The organism is Bartonella koehlerae C-29 (genome assembly GCF_000706625.1).
GTDB classification, from domain to species: Bacteria; Pseudomonadota; Alphaproteobacteria; order Rhizobiales; family Rhizobiaceae; genus Bartonella; species Bartonella koehlerae.
Genome location: NZ_KL407334.1, coordinates 539,096 through 557,108, shown reverse-complemented (window position 1 = coordinate 557,108; position 18,013 = coordinate 539,096). Strand labels below are relative to the sequence as shown.

At 37.8% G+C, this 18,013-nt stretch carries 14 protein-coding genes; 6 read left to right on the top strand and 8 right to left on the bottom strand.

Annotated features, from left to right (window positions below; all coding sequences use genetic code 11):
• Positions 1 to 6 precede the first annotated feature (6 nt).
• From ugpA to O9A_RS02350, 3 genes are read left to right on the top strand one after another with little or no spacing between them, the layout of a single operon-like run.
• Positions 7 to 891 carry a sn-glycerol-3-phosphate ABC transporter permease UgpA gene (ugpA, locus tag O9A_RS02360; protein WP_034458409.1) on the top strand — a complete coding sequence of 295 codons (885 nt, stop codon included), beginning with the start codon at positions 7 to 9 and terminating at the stop codon, positions 889 to 891.
• A gap of 10 nt (positions 892 to 901) precedes the next feature.
• Complete coding sequence (gene ugpE / locus O9A_RS02355; protein WP_034458406.1) at positions 902 to 1,753, top strand: sn-glycerol-3-phosphate ABC transporter permease UgpE; 852 nt, start codon at positions 902 to 904, stop codon at positions 1,751 to 1,753.
• 2 nt (positions 1,754 to 1,755) lie between these two features.
• Entirely contained in the window at positions 1,756 to 2,802 is a 1,047-nt protein-coding gene (locus O9A_RS02350; RefSeq protein WP_034458404.1) for a sn-glycerol-3-phosphate import ATP-binding protein UgpC, read from the top strand.
• 110 nt (positions 2,803 to 2,912) lie between these two features.
• Here O9A_RS02350 and O9A_RS02345 read toward each other — a convergent pair whose 3' ends face one another.
• From O9A_RS02345 to O9A_RS02320, 6 genes are all read right to left on the bottom strand, one after another.
• On the bottom strand, positions 2,913 to 3,635 hold the full coding sequence (locus O9A_RS02345) for a glycerophosphodiester phosphodiesterase (protein WP_034458402.1): 723 nt from the start codon (positions 3,633 to 3,635) through the stop codon (positions 2,913 to 2,915).
• A 182-nt stretch (positions 3,636 to 3,817) separates the two neighbouring features.
• A complete protein-coding gene (gene guaA, locus O9A_RS02340; RefSeq protein ID WP_034460168.1) occupies positions 3,818 to 5,374 on the bottom strand; it encodes a glutamine-hydrolyzing GMP synthase in 1,557 nt (518 codons plus the stop codon).
• A 131-nt stretch (positions 5,375 to 5,505) separates the two neighbouring features.
• A complete protein-coding gene (locus O9A_RS02335) occupies positions 5,506 to 6,792 on the bottom strand; it encodes an RsmB/NOP family class I SAM-dependent RNA methyltransferase (protein WP_034458400.1) in 1,287 nt (428 codons plus the stop codon).
• Between the two features lie 852 nt (positions 6,793 to 7,644).
• A complete protein-coding gene (gene guaB / locus O9A_RS02330) occupies positions 7,645 to 9,144 on the bottom strand; it encodes an IMP dehydrogenase (RefSeq protein WP_034458398.1) in 1,500 nt (499 codons plus the stop codon).
• A gap of 141 nt (positions 9,145 to 9,285) precedes the next feature.
• Positions 9,286 to 10,857 carry a phospholipase D family protein gene (locus O9A_RS02325; RefSeq protein ID WP_034458396.1) on the bottom strand — a complete coding sequence of 524 codons (1,572 nt, stop codon included), beginning with the start codon at positions 10,855 to 10,857 and terminating at the stop codon, positions 9,286 to 9,288.
• Positions 10,858 to 11,285: 428 nt separating this feature from the next.
• On the bottom strand, positions 11,286 to 12,668 hold the full coding sequence (locus O9A_RS02320) for a sigma-54-dependent transcriptional regulator (protein WP_034458394.1): 1,383 nt from the start codon (positions 12,666 to 12,668) through the stop codon (positions 11,286 to 11,288).
• Between the two features lie 254 nt (positions 12,669 to 12,922).
• On the opposite strand from O9A_RS02320, the gene omp10 reads away from it, so the two are divergent.
• Positions 12,923 to 13,282, top strand: a complete 360-nt coding sequence (omp10, locus tag O9A_RS02315; RefSeq protein WP_034458392.1) for an outer membrane lipoprotein Omp10 — start codon at positions 12,923 to 12,925, stop codon at positions 13,280 to 13,282.
• A gap of 218 nt (positions 13,283 to 13,500) precedes the next feature.
• Here omp10 and O9A_RS02305 read toward each other — a convergent pair whose 3' ends face one another.
• Together O9A_RS02305 and galU are read right to left on the bottom strand one after the other, a co-directional pair.
• Positions 13,501 to 14,496, bottom strand: coding sequence for a KpsF/GutQ family sugar-phosphate isomerase (locus O9A_RS02305; protein WP_034458388.1), 996 nt, complete (start codon positions 14,494 to 14,496; stop codon positions 13,501 to 13,503).
• 38 nt (positions 14,497 to 14,534) lie between these two features.
• A complete protein-coding gene (galU, locus tag O9A_RS02300) occupies positions 14,535 to 15,425 on the bottom strand; it encodes a UTP--glucose-1-phosphate uridylyltransferase GalU (protein WP_034458386.1) in 891 nt (296 codons plus the stop codon).
• A gap of 269 nt (positions 15,426 to 15,694) precedes the next feature.
• On the opposite strand from galU, the gene O9A_RS02295 reads away from it, so the two are divergent.
• Both O9A_RS02295 and O9A_RS02290 read left to right on the top strand, forming a co-directional pair.
• Positions 15,695 to 16,951, top strand: coding sequence for a lytic murein transglycosylase (locus O9A_RS02295; protein ID WP_034458384.1), 1,257 nt, complete (start codon positions 15,695 to 15,697; stop codon positions 16,949 to 16,951).
• A 15-nt stretch (positions 16,952 to 16,966) separates the two neighbouring features.
• On the top strand, positions 16,967 to 18,004 hold the full coding sequence (locus O9A_RS02290; RefSeq protein ID WP_034458381.1) for an SGNH/GDSL hydrolase family protein: 1,038 nt from the start codon (positions 16,967 to 16,969) through the stop codon (positions 18,002 to 18,004).
• Positions 18,005 to 18,013 lie beyond the last annotated feature (9 nt).

Sequence of the window (18,013 nt, the reverse complement as noted above, 5' to 3'; positions counted from 1 at the left end):
CTACGAATGCAAGAAAAGCATGCATATTTCAAAAATAGTCTACTTCCTTACTGGTTGCTTTTTCCTCAGCTTCTTGTGACTTTTTTATTTTTCCTTTGGCCTGCTATCCAAGCAATAAAATCGTCTTTTGAGCGCGAAGATCCTTTCGGCTTTACCACAACTTTTATTGGTTTTGAAAATTACGTTACCATTCTTTCTGATCTTGCTTATCTCAAATCGCTTCTCATAACCGCGATATTTTCCATTTCGGTAACTGCCACTTCAATGACGATATCCCTTCTTTTAGCTGTCTGTGTTGATCGTGTCATCCGCGCAAAAAAGGCTTATACAACACTTTTGCTCTGGCCTTATGCTGTTGCTCCGGTATTGGCAGGTATATTATGGTTGTTTATCTTTCATCCAACCATCGGAATTGTCCCTTTTCTTCTCCAGAAAATAGGTATTGTATGGAATTATCGTATTAATAGCACTCAAGCAATGATTATTATTGTGACTGCAGCCAGTTGGAAACAAATCTCCTATAATTTTCTCTTTTTTCTTGCCGGTCTTCAATCTGTTCCACGTTCCCAAATAGAAGCAGCAGCAATTGATGGTGCTGGCCCTTTTAAACGATTTTGGACCGTGGTTTTTCCGCAAATTTCACCAACGACCTTTTTTCTTCTTATCGTTAATATCCAATATGTTATGTTTGATACATTTGGCATTATTGATAACATAACCTCTGGAGGTCCTGCGCGTGCAACAAGCACTCTCGTCTACAAAGTATATGATGATGGTTTTAAAAACCAAATAATTGGTGCATCAGCAGCACAATCGACGATATTAATGTTGATGGTTATTGTCTTAATGTTTATTCAGTTTCGCTGGATTGAACGCCGCGTACAATATTAGGAAGAAAATCATGGTTGAAAATCATCCTGTTTTGAAATTTCTAACTCATATCACCCTTATTACTGGTATTTTCATTATTTGTTTTCCAGTTTATGTTGCTATCATTGCCTCAACCCATAGCTCAGCGGCATTTAGTTCAGGGACACTTCCTCTTTTACCAGGAAAATATGCCCTGGAAAATTATAAAACAATTTTTGGTGATGGACTTATGCAGCTTGGTTTGCCCAACCTCTGGCCACTCTTAATGAACTCCCTCATTATGGCAGTTGGTATTAGTATTGGAAAGATTATTATTTCACTCTTTTCTGCTTATGCAATTGTCTACATGCGTTTTCCTTTTCGCAAGACTGCATTTGCGCTTATCTTCATTACACTGATGCTACCTGTCGAAGTTCGTATTATCCCAACATATGCAGTAGTCGCACAATTAGGCATGATCAATACCTATGGCGGAATGATCATTCCACTCATTGCATCTGCAACTGCCACATTTTTATTTCGCCAGTTTTTTTTGACTGTTCCTGACGAACTCTTAGAAGCTGCTCGCGTTGATGGTGCAGGACCATTTAAATTTTTTAAAGATATTCTTCTTCCTCTTAGCAAAAGTAATATTGCCGCTTTATTTATCATTATGTTCATTTATGGATGGATACAATATCTTTGGCCTCTTATAGTCACAACTGATCAAAATCATCAAACTATTCTTATCATTCTCAAACAGCTCATCGTAGAATCACTTCAACATGACCCTCAATGGAACATACTCATGGCAGTATCGGTTGTAGCTATGGTGCCGCCTGTTCTGGTCGTTATTTTCATGCAGCGACTTTTTATTAAAGGACTTATTGAAACGGAGAAATAACTGTGGCCATAATCCAGTTATCAAATATAAAAAAACAATATGAAAACGGTATTCTAGTTATTGATGATTTAAGTTTAACTGTTGCCGATAGAGAACTTCTTGTCCTTGTAGGTCCTTCAGGATGCGGAAAATCAACCCTATTACGCATTATTGCAGGACTCGAGCAAGTTACTTCAGGCGAACTGCATATTGACAATGAGCGTATCAATAATCGTGAACCAGCTGACCGTGACATCGCTATGGTTTTTCAAAATTACGCACTCTATCCCCATATGACAGTTCGTGGAAATTTAGAATATGGTCTTAAAAATCGTAAAACACCTAAAGATGAAATAAATAAGCGCATCACACATGCTGCAAAGCTGTTGCAAATAGAGCCATTTCTGGATCGTAAACCACGGCAATTATCAGGAGGACAACGACAACGTGTTGCAATGGGGCGTGTCATTGTTCGTCAACCACGTGTTTTTCTCTTTGATGAACCACTTTCAAACCTTGATGCGAAACTGCGTGCACAAATGTGTATCGAGATTAAAACACTCCAGCGTTCATTGGGAACAACCAGCCTCTACGTGACTCATGATCAATTAGAAGCGATGACACTGGCTGATAGAATAGTCGTCATGAATAAAGGAGCTATTGAACAAATTGGAACGCCAATGGAAATTTATGATTATCCAGAAACGATATTTGTTGCTGATTTTATTGGCTCTCCCCCTATGAATTTTCTTGATCGCAAAATTTTAGAACAGCATTTAGGTTATTCATTGTCTTATAGTCAAGAAACTGATCTTTTAGCATTCAGACCCGAAGTAATCTTGTTAGGTGAATATCCAGATCAAGGACCTGTCTTTCAAACACAAATTGAACTTATCAAACCTGTCGGAACAGGATGTCATGTTTTAACACACTGGAATAGCAATATTTTTACCATTGAAATAAAAGAGCGCCTTACAAGCGAATATGGTCAAAAACTAAGCTTTACTGTTCCTCATCAGAATTTTCATAGTTTTAACAAAAGCACTGGAAAACGCACATCTAATAATTAAATAAAGTAAAAATTTTGATCTTATAAGCACCACCAGTAAATAATTCGCGCTCTCTTTGTCTATCAACCTCATTTTTGTTAGGGTAATGTTGTTTGTTTTGTATTATAAATTTATTTTTGTGCACGTAATTGTAGAGCAAGATCAGGTTGATCTGTTGTGATATAATTTACAGGCATATCAAGCCAATGCGATAGTCGAGGCCTTCCGTTAATTGTCCATACCCCCACAGTAAAACCCGTTTCAAGCGCAGATTCAATAAAGTTCTGTGAAACAAGAGAGCCATCTAAACTCAAATCAGAATAACCCAATTTTTTCCATTCAGCAAAATTATAGCACATATCATCTTCAAAACGATCAATACATGGGCCGGATGTTATTCCTGCTTCAATAAAGGGACGAAGGCTTATAGGATCAAAACTGATTGCAGAAACCCGTTCTGTTAAATTTCGATTTTTTATCAACGCAAGTGCTTTTTGAGATAAAAGCGTCTCACGCTCAACTTCACCACATGTTTTGACTTCAAGATGAAGCGCAACATTAGTTGGTTTTAAAAGATCAAGCACCTCTTCTAATAAAGGAGGAGCCTCAGTACTTCCTTTCACATGAAGTTGTTTACGTGTTTCATTATCAATATTATGAATATATTCTTTTTTTCCAACCAGTTGTTCTAGATAAAAATCATGAAAGACAACTACTTCACCACTTTTCAGAAGATGAATGTCGCATTCAATCTCATCGACTCCTAACGCAATAGCGTTATAAAATGCTGAAAGTGTATTTTCGGGATAAAGATTAGCTCCTCCACGATGCGCAACAATTTTTTTCTCAGACATGCAAAACTTCACACTTCTCAAATTTAAACGTTCCTGGCTCATATACAACGAGATTATGATCTTTGAAAAACAAACTCCCGATAAACAACAACTTTTTAAGAAACTTGTTCATTTCTGTTCACTCTTGCGAATATTAAAATCTAAACAGTACTTTCTTACTAAATGCTTATATTGAATTTCAATCATTCCCACTCAATAGTGCCAGGAGGTTTTGACGTTACATCATAAACAACACGATTAATACCTCTCACTTCGTTAATAATACGTGCTGCTGTTTTGCTCAAAAACTCCATATCATAGGGATAAAAATCAGCAGTCATTCCGTCCACAGAGGTGACTGCACGAAGAGCACAAACAAATTCATAAGTGCGTCCATCCCCCATAACACCAACAGTCTGAACAGGAAGAAGAACAGCAAACGCCTGCCAAATTTCATCATAAAGACCGGCTTTACGGATTTCATCAAGGTAAATAGCATCCGCTTCACGTAGAATTTCTAATTTTTCACGTGTCACTACACCTGGACATCGAATTGCAAGACCAGGTCCTGGAAAAGGATGACGGCCAATAAACTGCTCTGGCAATCCTAACTCTCGCCCTAGCGAGCGAACTTCATCCTTAAATAGCTCACGTAAAGGCTCTACAAGTTTTATGTTCATCAGCTCCGGTAATCCCCCTACATTATGATGGCTTTTAATTGTTACCGATTTACCAATAGTTGATACACTTTCAATGACATCTGGATAAAGCGTGCCCTGCGCTAAAAATTCTGCACCACCTATTTTTTTAGTTTCTTCTTCAAAAACTTCAATGAAAAGACGGCCTATCGTTTTGCGCTTTTTTTCTGGATCTGTGACACCTTCTAAAGCATTAAAAAACATATTTGCGGCATTAACATGAATAAGCTCTATATTATAATGATCTCGGAATAATGTAAGAACTTCTTGAGCCTCATTTTTGCGCATCAACCCATGGTCTACCAAAATACATGTCAGTTGATCTCCTATTGCTTCATGGAGGAGTACTGCAACAACTGATGAATCCACACCGCCTGAAAGACCACAAATAACACGACTTTTCCCTACTTTTTGCCGTATCTTAGTAATTGCCTGCTCACGATAAGAAGCCATTGACCAATGGCCTTTAAGACAAGAAATTTTAAGAACAAAATTTTGCAAAAGTTTTGCACCGTCTGGCGTATGGACAACTTCAGGATGAAACTGCACTGCGTAAAGGCGCCTTTTCTCATCAGCAATAGCAGCATAGGGAGCACCTTTTGATGTTCCTATGACACGAAACCCCTCTGGTAAAGCAGTCACACGATCACCATGACTCATCCAGACTTGATAACAAGAGCCTTTTTCCCAAATACCCTCAAAAAGTGCACTGTTTTCTTGTATCTCCAAAAAAGCCCGTCCAAATTCACGTTCCTGTCCTGATGCAACTTTTCCCCCAAGCTGAACACACATGACTTGTTCACCATAACAAATACCGAGAACTGGAACACCCATTTCAAAAATTTCCATAGGAGCACGCGGTGAACTGTCATCAATAACAGAATAAGAACTGCCTGATAAAATAACAGCTTTCGGTTCTATCCTTTGCATGCCTTCTAACGCTAATTGAAAAGGAACAATTTCACAATAGACACCCATTTCTCTTACCCGTCGTGCAATAAGTTGTGTAACTTGTGAACCAAAATCAATAATAAGAACAGTGTCTGGATGTGATATGTTCATAGAAAACCAATCAATAATTGTAAAAGATAACTCGTGAAATTTACTCTTCAATTTTTCTCTTTTACAAGCCTATTTGCTTAAGAAAAAGGTTATTCTCATAAAATTTAAGATAAAAAATGCGATAAGATACCTCAATGTTTTTTTTGCAACACAGATAAAAAGAAACCATCTGTTTTTGTTGTTGCCGGCGATAAAGTGAGTCCATAATTTGAAAAGACTGGTTGCACAGGTGAAGAACTAAAATATTGCTGCCAAAGTGCCCGCATATTTATTGGATAAAAATTACAATGCTGTTGAAGAAAATGAGAAATTTGCTCTTCATTTTCATCCACAAAAAGAGAGCACGTAATATAGACTAAGCACCCATTCAATTTAAGATAGTCTATAGCCTCATTCAAAATAGCTCTTTGTTCCATTTGGCGCCGTCGTACCTGTTCCAACGTTAGACGCCATTTCGTATCTGGACGCCGCCGCCATGTTCCTGTACCACTACATGGCGCATCTAGCAAAACTCTATCCATCCGACCTACTAAGGACTGCAATTCTTCTCTTTGCACCCGCGATTGTACATTACGAACACCAGCGCGTCGAAGACGATCAAAAATAGGAGCTAAACGGACTTTATCGGAATCATAAGCATAAATTTGCCCTTGATTCTTCATACTGGCAGCTAAAGCCAAAGTTTTCCCACCAGCACCAGCACAATAGTCCAATACTTGCATACTTTCTTTCGCTTCTACAAGGTGAGCAACAATCTGAGACCCCAAATCCTGTATTTCAAAATACCCCTTTTGAAAAGCTGGCTCAACTTGAACATTGGGATGACGTTCAAATTTTTCAATCGGCGCAATTCTTAAAGCTTGTCGAAACCATGAAAACGATTGAGCTTTGGTTTTTGCTAATTCCTGAAAAACCCTTTCTGGCGTTGCCTTCAAACTATTCACGCGTAAATCTAAAGAGGGGCGTGTTGCTAATGCAGCAGCTTCAATGACCCAATTGTCAGCAAATAAAGGACGCAAATGCGCTTGACACCATTGAGGAATATCACCACGAATATAGTCTGGCGCATCAACTAATTGCCGCCTTTGCCACGATTGACGCTGCCTCACCCCTAGTAACTGCGGTGCAAATCGATCTCCTTCTAATTCACCGTCAATTTGTTCAATGGTCATTTTACCAGTATCTAATAAGGTTCCAAAAACGCTATCCCGAATATCATCACTCTCCATACGCCATTGTAAAGAATAACGTCGTCTTAAGACATCATAAACAATTGTACCGATTGTTGCACGATCACTTGCTCCTGCAAAGCGATGACAAAATCCCCAATCTTTTAAAGCTTCACCTATTGGGCGATGCCAAATTTCTATCTCTTTTAGAATATCTATTGCTGCCTGCAAACGCCCACCTAAGCGCATTCATCTCTCCCATTGAATTTTAAAAAACCTAAAAAATTTAAGAAAAGAACAACATTATCTCTCCTACTACCAATGGAATCTTCTCAAAACTATCTCAAATTTGCATTGAATATCACATGATTCTGATCATGCTTGTTGATAGCAGCAAAACTTTTTCCCTCATATGCTATCCGTTCACATTCCTCTCATCTTAAAATACATATATTCTAGCTTGATACTACAAAACAGCATGTATCCTTAAAATACCTCTTCCAATAGGGGTACGCAAAAATCATTACCACTTTTATTCTTTCACAAATTAAATTTTTATAGCTCTCTATAAACAGTACATAACATCCAATATCTACATCTTGAAAATGCTATCTTTCTGAAAATGGAGAAAAGCATTTTTATCAAAACCAGCACAGTTATCTTATTCCTAATAAAATATTAACTTTTTAGAAAATGCTTGGAACCACTATTTGGCATGACCGTTTTTACTGTACTGGCCTTAAGCCAGATAATTTAAAAGGAGAAAATAATGAACACTTACAATAATGGGAAAACAACTTCATCTAAAAGCTGTCACAATACAATGCCCTCAAACAACGGAAAGAAATCCATCCAAAGTGATCAGACTAACACTCGCCAACGCGCGTCAAAATCAGAGCGGAAGACGACAAAAAGTTAATTCCCTTAATTTCACATAACCCACGGAAAGAATTGGAATGTTAGCCTCTAATTCTTTCCCCTTTATGTTTTTGAGATTATTGTATCAAATCACAAGAGAAAAAACGACCATTTTCGTATTTTTCGTATTGTTTGCTAAAAAGTCTTTGAGGTTTTTGCAAAATGATTCTAAGCTTTTATACATTAAACAGGTCTGCGATAATTTGGACTTTCCCGTGTAATAGCAACATCATGTGTATGACTTTCATGGAGTCCAGCATTTGTAATACGAACAAATGTCGCTTTTTCGCGAAACTCCGCTAGATTTTTTGCCCCAACATACCCCATCGAAGCACGCAATCCACCAGCCAGCTGATGCAAAACCGACGCTATCGGCCCCTTATAAGCAACTTGACCCTCAACACCCTCAGGCACCAATTTAAGCTCATCACGAACTTCATCTTGAAAATAACGATCTGCCGACCCTCCCACCATAGCACCAACAGATCCCATACCACGATAAGCTTTAAAAGATCGTCCTTGATAAAGATAAACCTCACCAGGACTTTCTTCTGTACCCGCCAAAAGGGAACCAATCATAGCAGAACAAGCCCCGCCGGCCAAAGCTTTAGCAAAATCCCCCGAAGCTTTGATCCCACCATCAGCAATCACAGGAATACCTGCTTTGTCAGCAACTTCTGCAGCACTCATAATGGCCGCAAGTTGCGGAACACCAACCCCTGCAACAATGCGCGTTGTACAAATAGAACCAGGACCAATACCAACTTTTACAGCATCTGCACCACTATCAATCAAAGCTTGTGTTGCTTGTGGAGTTGCTACATTACCAGCAATAAGAGCCGGAGAAAACGCCATTTTTTTAACACGTTCAACTGTTTCTAGCACACGCTGAGAATGTCCATGAGCCGTATCAATTACCAGCACATCTACCCCTGCATCAATTAATCGTTCAGCCCGCTCAATACCATCATTACCTACACTCATTGCAGCGGCAACACGCAAGCGGCCTTGCAAATCTTTGGCAGCATTTGGATTTAATTGTGCTTTTTCAATATCCTTCACTGTTATCAAGCCAACACAGCGATTTTGTTCATCCACAACTAATAATTTTTCAATACGGTGATGATGTAAAAGATACTTCGCTTCATTGAGTTGAACATTTTCACGCACTGTGATCAGATTTTCATGCGTCATTAATTCATAAATCTTTTGTTTTAGGTCTGATGCAAAACGCACATCTCTATTCGTCAAGATACCAACAAGCCGTCCAGCAGTCTCACCTTTAGTGCCATTTTCAACAACAGGAATACCGGAGATACCATGAAAGCGCATTAAAGCTTTTGCCTCTTCAAGTGTTGCATCAGGACCAATTGTTACGGGATTAACAACCATACCAGATTCAAACTTTTTTACTTGACGGACTTCTTCAGCCTGCTCTGTAGAAGACATATTACGATGGATAACGCCAAGACCACCAGCTTGAGCCATAGCAATTGCCAAACGCGATTCCGTCACAGTATCCATTGCAGCAGAAAGCAATGGCAAATTTAGTTTAATATCAGCTGCAATACGCGTACTAAGATCTACTTGACTAGGCATTACAAGAGAATGACCCGGCTGTAAAAGAACATCATCAAAAGTCAATGCCAGTGCACCTGTTCCCGTTTCAACAATCTTTGCCATAGCCAAATTCCTTTATATAAAAAACACTCTCAGTTTATACAACTGCGGTTCCCATAATTGTGGATTGACACAAAATTATGCCATGCTAAAAAAAAAATGAAAGAAAAATTAAAATAATCCTTTGATTATAGTTTATAAAATTTACAATTGTGATTCAATTGGTAACAAGCTTATTATTTTTGCAAACGCACGACGCCAAAAATTGCTTTCTGGCTCATAATCAATGCTATATTGTTTTTCGTTTTCAATAAAATCCCAATAAATGCAGTTTTTGTCATTAAGACGGAGATGATAACTCATTTCACCCGTCGTTTCTTCAGCAAAAAGCAAATCCAATCGCGTTGTAATTGGGGCACATTCAAAAAGAATACCCATTTCTGTATTCAGCGCAGCTGACCGAGGATCAAAGTTTAAAGATCCAATAAATGCAGTTTTACGATCAACTAAAAAAGCTTTGGTATGTAAACTAGCCTTACTTGATCGAAACAGTCGCAATCCGTGCATATTTCCACCTGGTTTTAACTCATAGAGCTTAACACCACTTTTCAATAACGTCTTACGATAAGGTACATAACCACCATGCACGAGTGCCACATCAGTGGCTGCTAAAGAATTCGTAAGAATTTTGACATCAACACCTTTTGAAACCAAATTGCTAAAATTCTGCGTACCCACTTTACCAGGAACAAAATAAGGTGATGTAATCTGAACTGTTTTTTGGGCATCTTCAATAACCTGTGAGAGTGCTTTCATAAGCCAATTTTCTGCTTTTTTGCGCAATACTTTTTCCGGAGGATCAGAAAGAACAACAACTTTATCTGCTAAAAATAATCGCTTCCCTGTCTGAATAAAATAGTCAAAACTAATATGCTTTTTGACATAATCCAAATAAACTTTTGCAGCCTTGGAATCACGAAATTGTCGTAATTTCTGCTTCCAAGAAGCAAGGTCATTTGCACTTTTAGGAACAACCAAAGTGTGAATTGGTAAAACCACAGCGCTATTCCAAAAGTCATCAAAGATGTTTTCCACCTTTTTAACTGAAGGACCTATTAACATCAGATCTAAATCTCGAAAATGTGATTCTTTACCAGCGTCAAAATAAGAATCTGCAAGATTACGTCCCCCTACAAAAGCCACACGACCATCAACAATAAAAGCTTTATTATGCATTCTGCGTGTTACAGTAATTGCCCGCAATATAATCTCTAAACCACGGCGTAAACCACCCTTACGTGATCGCCCTGGATTAAACATTCTCACTTCAATATGAGGATGTTTATCTAGCGCCATATAAGCTGGATCACGTGCCTGAGCATTAATATCATCTAAAAGAAGACGTACACGAACACCACGATCAGCAGCCTCCACTATTTCACTTAATAATAAGCGTCCCGTTAAATCATCGTCCCAAATATAGTACATGAGATCAAGACTACGCCCAGCCTTTGCTGCTCCTACCGCACGGATACAAAACGCATCCAAGTTGCTGATAATAAGTGAAAGAGCATCTTTATCAACCCCCAATCCATCAGTTTCCTCCGCTAATTGACTTATTATACGGTCAAACTCGGTTTCATCTTTCTGAACAGTCAGCGCATAAGAAGGCTCCCCCCGAGCATTTTTAACAAAACGCCCATAAGTGTAAATTGCTAACATAGACGCAATAAAAAAGAATATGATAAAACTGATAACAATCTGTAACAGAGTCAAAGAGGATCAACTTTCTATTTTTAAGCCATCACACTACTCTAGATAAAAACCAAAACAACTCAAATCAACCAGATTAGTGATTCTATCTTAATCGTGCAAAAGGTACAGAATGCCACTTCTTGCTTAAGAGAATATAAATTCAACATCAATGATTCCAAAATTTTAGCTTCAATGCCAAAAAGTATTAAAGCTATTCTTATCATCTTAAATCACATTGCGCTAAAGTCATGAAAATTGAAATAAGAAAAAAGCTGAAAACAATTGACCCAATAAAATCTACACTCATCGTATTTACAAAATTATTTTCAATTCTAAGCTCTATAATAAATAACATTTTTTTTAACGCTTAAATTCCTCGGTTGTCTTCATCAAAAACTTTTACACTTTTTTAAATCATACTTCTCATGAATAGAAATTTGTTGTGGATTTTACTTCTGTTCTTGACTATTTGCTCTCAACCCCTCTATTTTTCGATAAAGGGTAGAGCGCCCTATACGAAGACGGCGTGCAATCTCACTCATATGTCCCTTATAATGTTTAAATGCTTTCTCAATAATATCACGTTCCATCTCAGCAAAAGTACGAACATGCCCGTCAACATCCAAAAATTTTACCGATTCTTGCTCATGATCCTCTTGCATATTACTTTCAATAATTTTTGGAGCACTCATTAATGAATTTCCCATTAATTGTGGGAAATCTCGAACAGTTAACAATGGCCCTTCACTGAGTAAAATCGCACGAAATAAAAAATTCTCAAGTTCATTCCGATTACCAGGCCAATCATATTGCATAAGTAATGAAAGAGCCGAACCTGCTAAACCATGTACATGTGACCGCCCTGTTTCCGTAATAATGCGATCAATCAAACGTTGTGTAAGATCTGGAAAATCATCCCTTAATTCTCGTAAAGCAGGAACACTTATAGATAATTGGGAAAACTGTTCAAACAAACTATGCAAAAAAAAGCCTTCTTTAACGAGATCAGAAAGCCGAGACGTTGAAATCGCAATGATCCGAAAAGGAAAAGCTTTATCTTTTGTAGTCTTTTCCCTTTCTCTAAGGTAATGCGTAAAACGCTTTTGCTGTATGGGCTCGAGTCGATCAACATCACAAAGGCACAACGTTCCCTTTTCAAGAGAAGAAACCAGCGGTAAAAATTCCTCAAACCACTGGCGATTTTCTTCTTCTGGATCAACGATAGCTAAACATTGGAAGCGAATAAAATCTCCCTCTGACAACAAACCCTCATGATGAATAATACGGGCTAATGTTTCACGGCCAGTTCCCACTTCACCTTCTATCAAAAGATTCTGTAAAGAAGATGCTGCTCTCTTCGATTGCTCTAAAACTATCTGCATTGCCCTACTTTTTATATAAAGATCAGAAAATCGCAAATGATTTTCATTTTTTCTCCGAATATAATGAACCTCACGCTCCAATGCAGAGATGAGGGCAAGAGTATCTAACGTGACTCTCAACCGTAGTAATGTGACTGGATGAATCCAATAATCAATAGCTCCAGCTGTTAAAGCTTTCTGGAGTAATTCTTGATTTTCTTGTTGTGCTATCACAACAATAGGAACAGCAACACCAGCAACTCTAATCATTTTAATCAAATCACCCACACTCAAATCGCTCATGATAACATCAAGAAGTGCAAGCATAATATTTTTACGTCTGTGTAAAAGATCGATTGTACGAAGACCATTTTCTGCTTCAATAACACGGTAACCAAAACCGCGTAGCATAGCAGAAAGCTCCACACGCCTCCCATAATCTTCACTCGCAACAAGAATGGGACCAACCATAACTTTAATAATCTCCTTTGAGACTACTAAGCCGCTTAATGTAAGAATCGTCGTAAACCATAAGAAATATTTCACCTCTTGTGTTTCACATGTGAATTTCACCAAGCGGTTACTTAAATACAACATTAAGGCATTTTTTTCCATTTTTTTGCTTTTTCATTGATTTTCATCAAATTTTTCATATTGACTCATGGAGTAATTTAACAATCTTATAGAAGCAAAAGAGCAGAATCACATAAATTAGAGTGAAAAAAATGAAGCATACTTGCCGTATTTTATGTCTTATAATCACCGCTTTGGGATTAGGTGCCTGTGGCTTTTCACAATATTACGGTCCAAATATGCCAACTGGAATTGATGGAAAATGGCTTGATGAAAACGGTATTATTTCTTCTTTTCATAATGGCGTTTTTGAAACGCGAGCAGCAGATACAGAAGAAAAACTATCAGAAGGTACCTATAATTATGTCAGTGCTCAACATATAGAAATTGAAATACGCTCCATTCTCCGTGGAATGATATCTAAAGTCAGTTGTATGATATCGCATAACGCAACACAACTTCTCTGTACATCACAGACAGGAACACGATTTTTTCTTAAGCGAACATTTTAAATAAAACAAATAAAGTCAAAGCTTCTATTAGAAACATAAAAAGCATTCTTATAACAGGGGAAAACAAATTTTCCTGCCTGAGCAAAATATCCTTTAAAATACCAAAAACACTTTTCTGTTTCCAAAAAGTATTGCAATAAAGCTGTTGCGCAGAAAAGATTCCGTTATTTTTGAATCCTGCACAAAACAAAATTTTATCGGATGTGGGTATTTTTTACTTAAGCAGCACCAATGCGTAAAAGATCGTGAAAATGAACTATTCCTATCGGTTTCTTATCTTCAACCACGAAAAAAGCTCCTATATGGTGATCATTAATAAAAGCTATTGCAGCACCAACCAGTGTATCCGGCTCGACAATTTTGGGATCTTTGGTCATTACCTCATCAACATTAAATTTTGATAAGTTAAAGTGAATGTTGCGTGCAAGATCACCATCCGTCACAATTCCGATTAATTCACCTTTTTGATTCACAACGCCGACACAACCAAAATGTTTTTCAACCAAAATATTCATAGCTTTAGCCATAGTTGTACCTTGCGCGACCAAAGGAATACTCTCACCCCGATGCATAATATCACGCACGTATTTAAGACTTGCACCAAGAGAACCACCAGGATGATAAATTTTAAAATCCGTTGCGGTAAAACCACGCATTTCTAAAAGAGCAACAGCTAACGCATCTCCCATCGCCAATTGTATAATTGTTGAAGTTGTAGGAGCAAGCCCGTGGGGACACGCCTCTTCTATCTTTGGCAATAATAGTACAATATCCGCTTGCCGTCCTAATATAGAACACTCCCCCGATGTCATGGCAATAAGTGGCGTGCGAAACCGCGCAGCATGGTTTATAATGCCACTTAATTCCAAAGTTTCACCTGACCATGACAAGGCAAGAATAACATCATCAGATCCAATCATACCAAGATCACCATGATTGGCTTCTGCAGCATGTACAAAAAAGGCAGGCGTCCCTGTCGAAGCTAAAGTTGCAGCAATTTTTGCACCTATATGACCACTCTTGCCAAGTCCAGTAATTACTACATGACCATTAGCATCTCTAATGGTTTGAACAGCAGCTTGAAAAGCGGAAGAAAGATTTTCAAGCAAAGCTGCCTCAAGGGCTTCAAGCCCCTGTTTTTCACTCGCAATTGTTTTAAGTGCCGATGTAACAGCGCTTTGTAAAACCGACATATGGGAAGACTGTATTGCCATAATTAAATTTGATAAATGAATTTAATGAGAGATCTATATTATTTTTCCATTTTAATGATTTCTAGTAAATTTTTCAATGAAGCAGAAACTTGGCTGTGCATATCAGCACGGACTAAAGAAAATGCAACGTTGGCTTCAATAAAACCAGCTTTAGAACCACAATCAAAAGTGCGTCCCTCTAACTGAAAACCAAAAAAATCCTGCTCATTTGAAAGCCGCACCATCGCATCTGTTAACTGAATTTCGTTTCCTGTTCCTCGTTCTTGATGGGAGAGAATATTAAAAATTTCTGGTTGTAAGATATAACGCCCATTGATGTATAAATTCGACGGAGCTGTTCCTTTTATTGGTTTTTCTACCATTGTTGTGATTTCAAAACCATTTGCAATCTGTTTGCCTTTTCCAACAATACCATATTTATGTGCTTCTCCAGGATCGCATTCTTGAACTGCGATAATATTGCCTCCAGCAGTTTTCTCATAAAGATTGATCATCTCAGAAAGGCAACTCTTTTTAGCTTGTATAAGCATATCGGGTAACAATAAAGCAAAAGGCTCCTCCCCAACTAACTCACGTGCGCACCAAAGAGCATGTCCTAGTCCCAAAGGCTGCTGTTGCCGAGTGAAAGAAGTGGTACCTGGTGGAGGTTGTAAAGCTTGTAAATGATCAAGTTCTTCTCTCTTACCACGTTCGGCAAGCGTTGTATATAATTCAACTTGCGCATCAAAATAATCCTCAATGACTGCTTTATTGCGTCCAGTTACAAAAATAAAATGCTCAATACCTGCTTCACGTGCTTCATCTAGTACATATTGAATAACGGGCTTATCAACAACAGTCAGCATTTCTTTAGGAATTGTTTTTGTTGCAGGAAGAAAACGCGTACCAAGACCAGCCACGGGAAATACTGCTTTCCGAATTTTACGCACTCTCATCCTCCTAATTCATCTTATAACTTTCTGATTTCATTTAACATATGTTTTTACTAAATGGTAAAAAAGATATCTTATTGTTTTAATTGCCATTATAATGGACAAAAAAAAGATGCAAGAGTATGATATTTTATTGAGAGTGTTCCTTCAAAACAAATAATCCATTTCAGCCTTTTTATTTGCTTTATAACATGATCAATAAAAACCAAATACATAAATGAAGTCCTTGCACATCAAAATAATCGAATATTGAGGGGAATTTAAAAATGCAAAAAACAGAATCTAAAACTTTCTTTTCTTCAGTGAAATCAATAAATCTGAAAACTCTTATCATTGGTTTAGCAGCTCTTTTCTTTACTTTCTTAATGTTTTTTGCACCACTTGCATACGCGCATGATGGTTTTCAACGGTGGATTAAAGAATTTAAAAAAGTAGCTCTTGCCAATAATATTTTATCCTCTACATTTGATATGGCTTTTAAAGGCATCAACGCAATTGATCCAGAGGTTTTAGAAAAAGCCGCATACCAACCAGAATTTGTTGATCCTTCATGGAATTATTTCGATAATCGTATTCACGAGATAGCAATTATGGAAGGACAGAGCCAAACTCAAAAATGGCAAAAGTGGCTTTCTCAAATTGAGAAACGTTTTGGTGTTGATCGCAATATCCTCTTGGCGATTTGGTCAATGGAAAGCAATTATGGAAAAGTTTTAGCAAATAAAGGGGTTATGCGTGATACCATTCGCTCACTGGCAACCCTGGCCTTTGCTGATCAAAAACGTGCAAAATACGCACATGCACAACTGATTGCTGCTATGACAATTCTCCAAAGCGGTGAAATTACACGTGCACAACTTACTGGCTCTTGGGCTGGCGCAATGGGACATACACAATTTATTCCAAGTAGTTATCTCGCTTATGCCATTGACATAGACGGGGATGGACGGCGTGATATATGGACCTCTGTTCCAGATGCCCTCGCAACCGCTGCTAATCTTCTCTACATGAATGGTTGGCAGTCTAAACTCCCTTGGGGAGTAGAAGTTAAATTGCCGCAAGGGAAAAATTTTCCCGAGGATTGGCATTCATTTGAACAATGGACAAAGCTAGGTATAAAACAGGCGAATGGGAAACCTTTGCCTTCATTATCTGAACAAGCAATATTGAAATACCCAGATGGACCAGAAGGACCTATATTTTTAGTAACAAAAAATTTCTTTGTTCTTAAACGTTATAATAATGCAGATCGCTATGCTTTCGCTGTTGCACTTCTTGCTAACCGCATTGCTGGACATTCTGGATTGGTTCAAGATTGGCAGCGACCATTTCCGCCTCTTACTTTCCACGAACGTAAAGAACTACAATCTCGCTTAGCAGCACTTGGCTATTATAAAGGAGAAATGGATGGCATAATTGGTACAGCCTCTCGAAAAGCACTTAAAGCTTTTCAGCTGCGCTACGGCTTAACAGCAAATGGATATCCAACCCCTGAAGTTCTCTCCCTTCTTCGAAAACAATAATCTGGAGTAAAGTGTTTGTTCCATTCCCGCCCGATACTCCTGATTTTTCTGCTTTTCTCTCTCTTTGTCGTGAGTGTCACACAACCATCTCCAAGTAAAGCGACAAATTTCTTTAAATGGTTGTTGGAACATAACAAACAAGAACAAAAAATATACAAACCAAAAAAGACTATAATACAAAAAAACAGACATAAGCTAAAAAAAGAGAATGCAAAGCGCATTCTCGTCATAGGGGACTTTGTAGCTTCTGCTGTTGCTAATGCACTCAAAAATCTTTTTACTAATAATGACGATATCATTATCATAAATAATACAATACCGGATTCTGGTTTGGTCAGAACTGATCACATTTCTTGGAAAAGCAATCTTTCTGAACTCATTGATAAAAATAAACCTGACGTTATTATCATGGTAATCGGTGCAAATGATAATCAACCAATCATAACGTCTTACGGCATATTCAGTACGCTTAAGCCAGAATGGCTAAACATCTACAAGCAAAGGATTATCGAAATTGCTGAAAGCCTTCACTCTTCGGGGAAACCCTGGATATGGATGGGGCAACCTGCTTTTGAAAATGATAATTTGACACAAAAAATGAATATTTTTAATGAGTTATACAGGAAAAAAACAGAAGTAGCAGGAGGATATTTCCTCGATATTTGGAGTGGATTTACTGATGAGAAAGGTCAATTTTCTTTTTCCGGCTATGATGTTAATGGAAGAGTAGCCAAATTACGCACCAATAACGGCATTAATTTCACCTTTGAGGGAAAGAAAAAACTTGCTTTTTATTTAGAAAAACCATTGAAAAATATTTTAAATTTTGATCCATCCTCTCATAAAAATAGATATCTTACTAATACGAGTAATCCACAATTTATTATACAAAAGCCCAATAATATTGGGCGCAAACCGCCAATGAGCCTCGATGACATAGCACAACAAAATACCAGCTTATTTAACAAAATAAATCAAAACTTCATAAAAAAATTATGGTCATTTCTAAATGGACACCAAAAAGATCGCGCTGATAATTTTTCTTTCCCCTGAAGTCTTTAA

Coding starts and splice junctions, on each gene's coding strand:
- ugpA (WP_034458409.1), top strand. CDS start 7: ATGCAAGAAAAGCATGCATATTTCAAAAATAGTCTACTTCCTTACTGG.
- ugpE (WP_034458406.1), top strand. CDS start 902: ATGGTTGAAAATCATCCTGTTTTGAAATTTCTAACTCATATCACCCTT.
- O9A_RS02345 (WP_034458402.1), bottom strand. CDS start 3,635: ATGTCTGAGAAAAAAATTGTTGCGCATCGTGGAGGAGCTAATCTTTAT.
- guaA (WP_034460168.1), bottom strand. CDS start 5,374: ATGAACATATCACATCCAGACACTGTTCTTATTATTGATTTTGGTTCA.
- O9A_RS02335 (WP_034458400.1), bottom strand. CDS start 6,792: ATGCGCTTAGGTGGGCGTTTGCAGGCAGCAATAGATATTCTAAAAGAG.
- guaB (WP_034458398.1), bottom strand. CDS start 9,144: ATGGCAAAGATTGTTGAAACGGGAACAGGTGCACTGGCATTGACTTTT.
- O9A_RS02320 (WP_034458394.1), bottom strand. CDS start 12,668: ATGGTTGGTCCCATTCTTGTTGCGAGTGAAGATTATGGGAGGCGTGTG.
- omp10 (WP_034458392.1), top strand. CDS start 12,923: ATGAAGCATACTTGCCGTATTTTATGTCTTATAATCACCGCTTTGGGA.
- O9A_RS02305 (WP_034458388.1), bottom strand. CDS start 14,496: ATGGCAATACAGTCTTCCCATATGTCGGTTTTACAAAGCGCTGTTACA.
- O9A_RS02295 (WP_034458384.1), top strand. CDS start 15,695: ATGCAAAAAACAGAATCTAAAACTTTCTTTTCTTCAGTGAAATCAATA.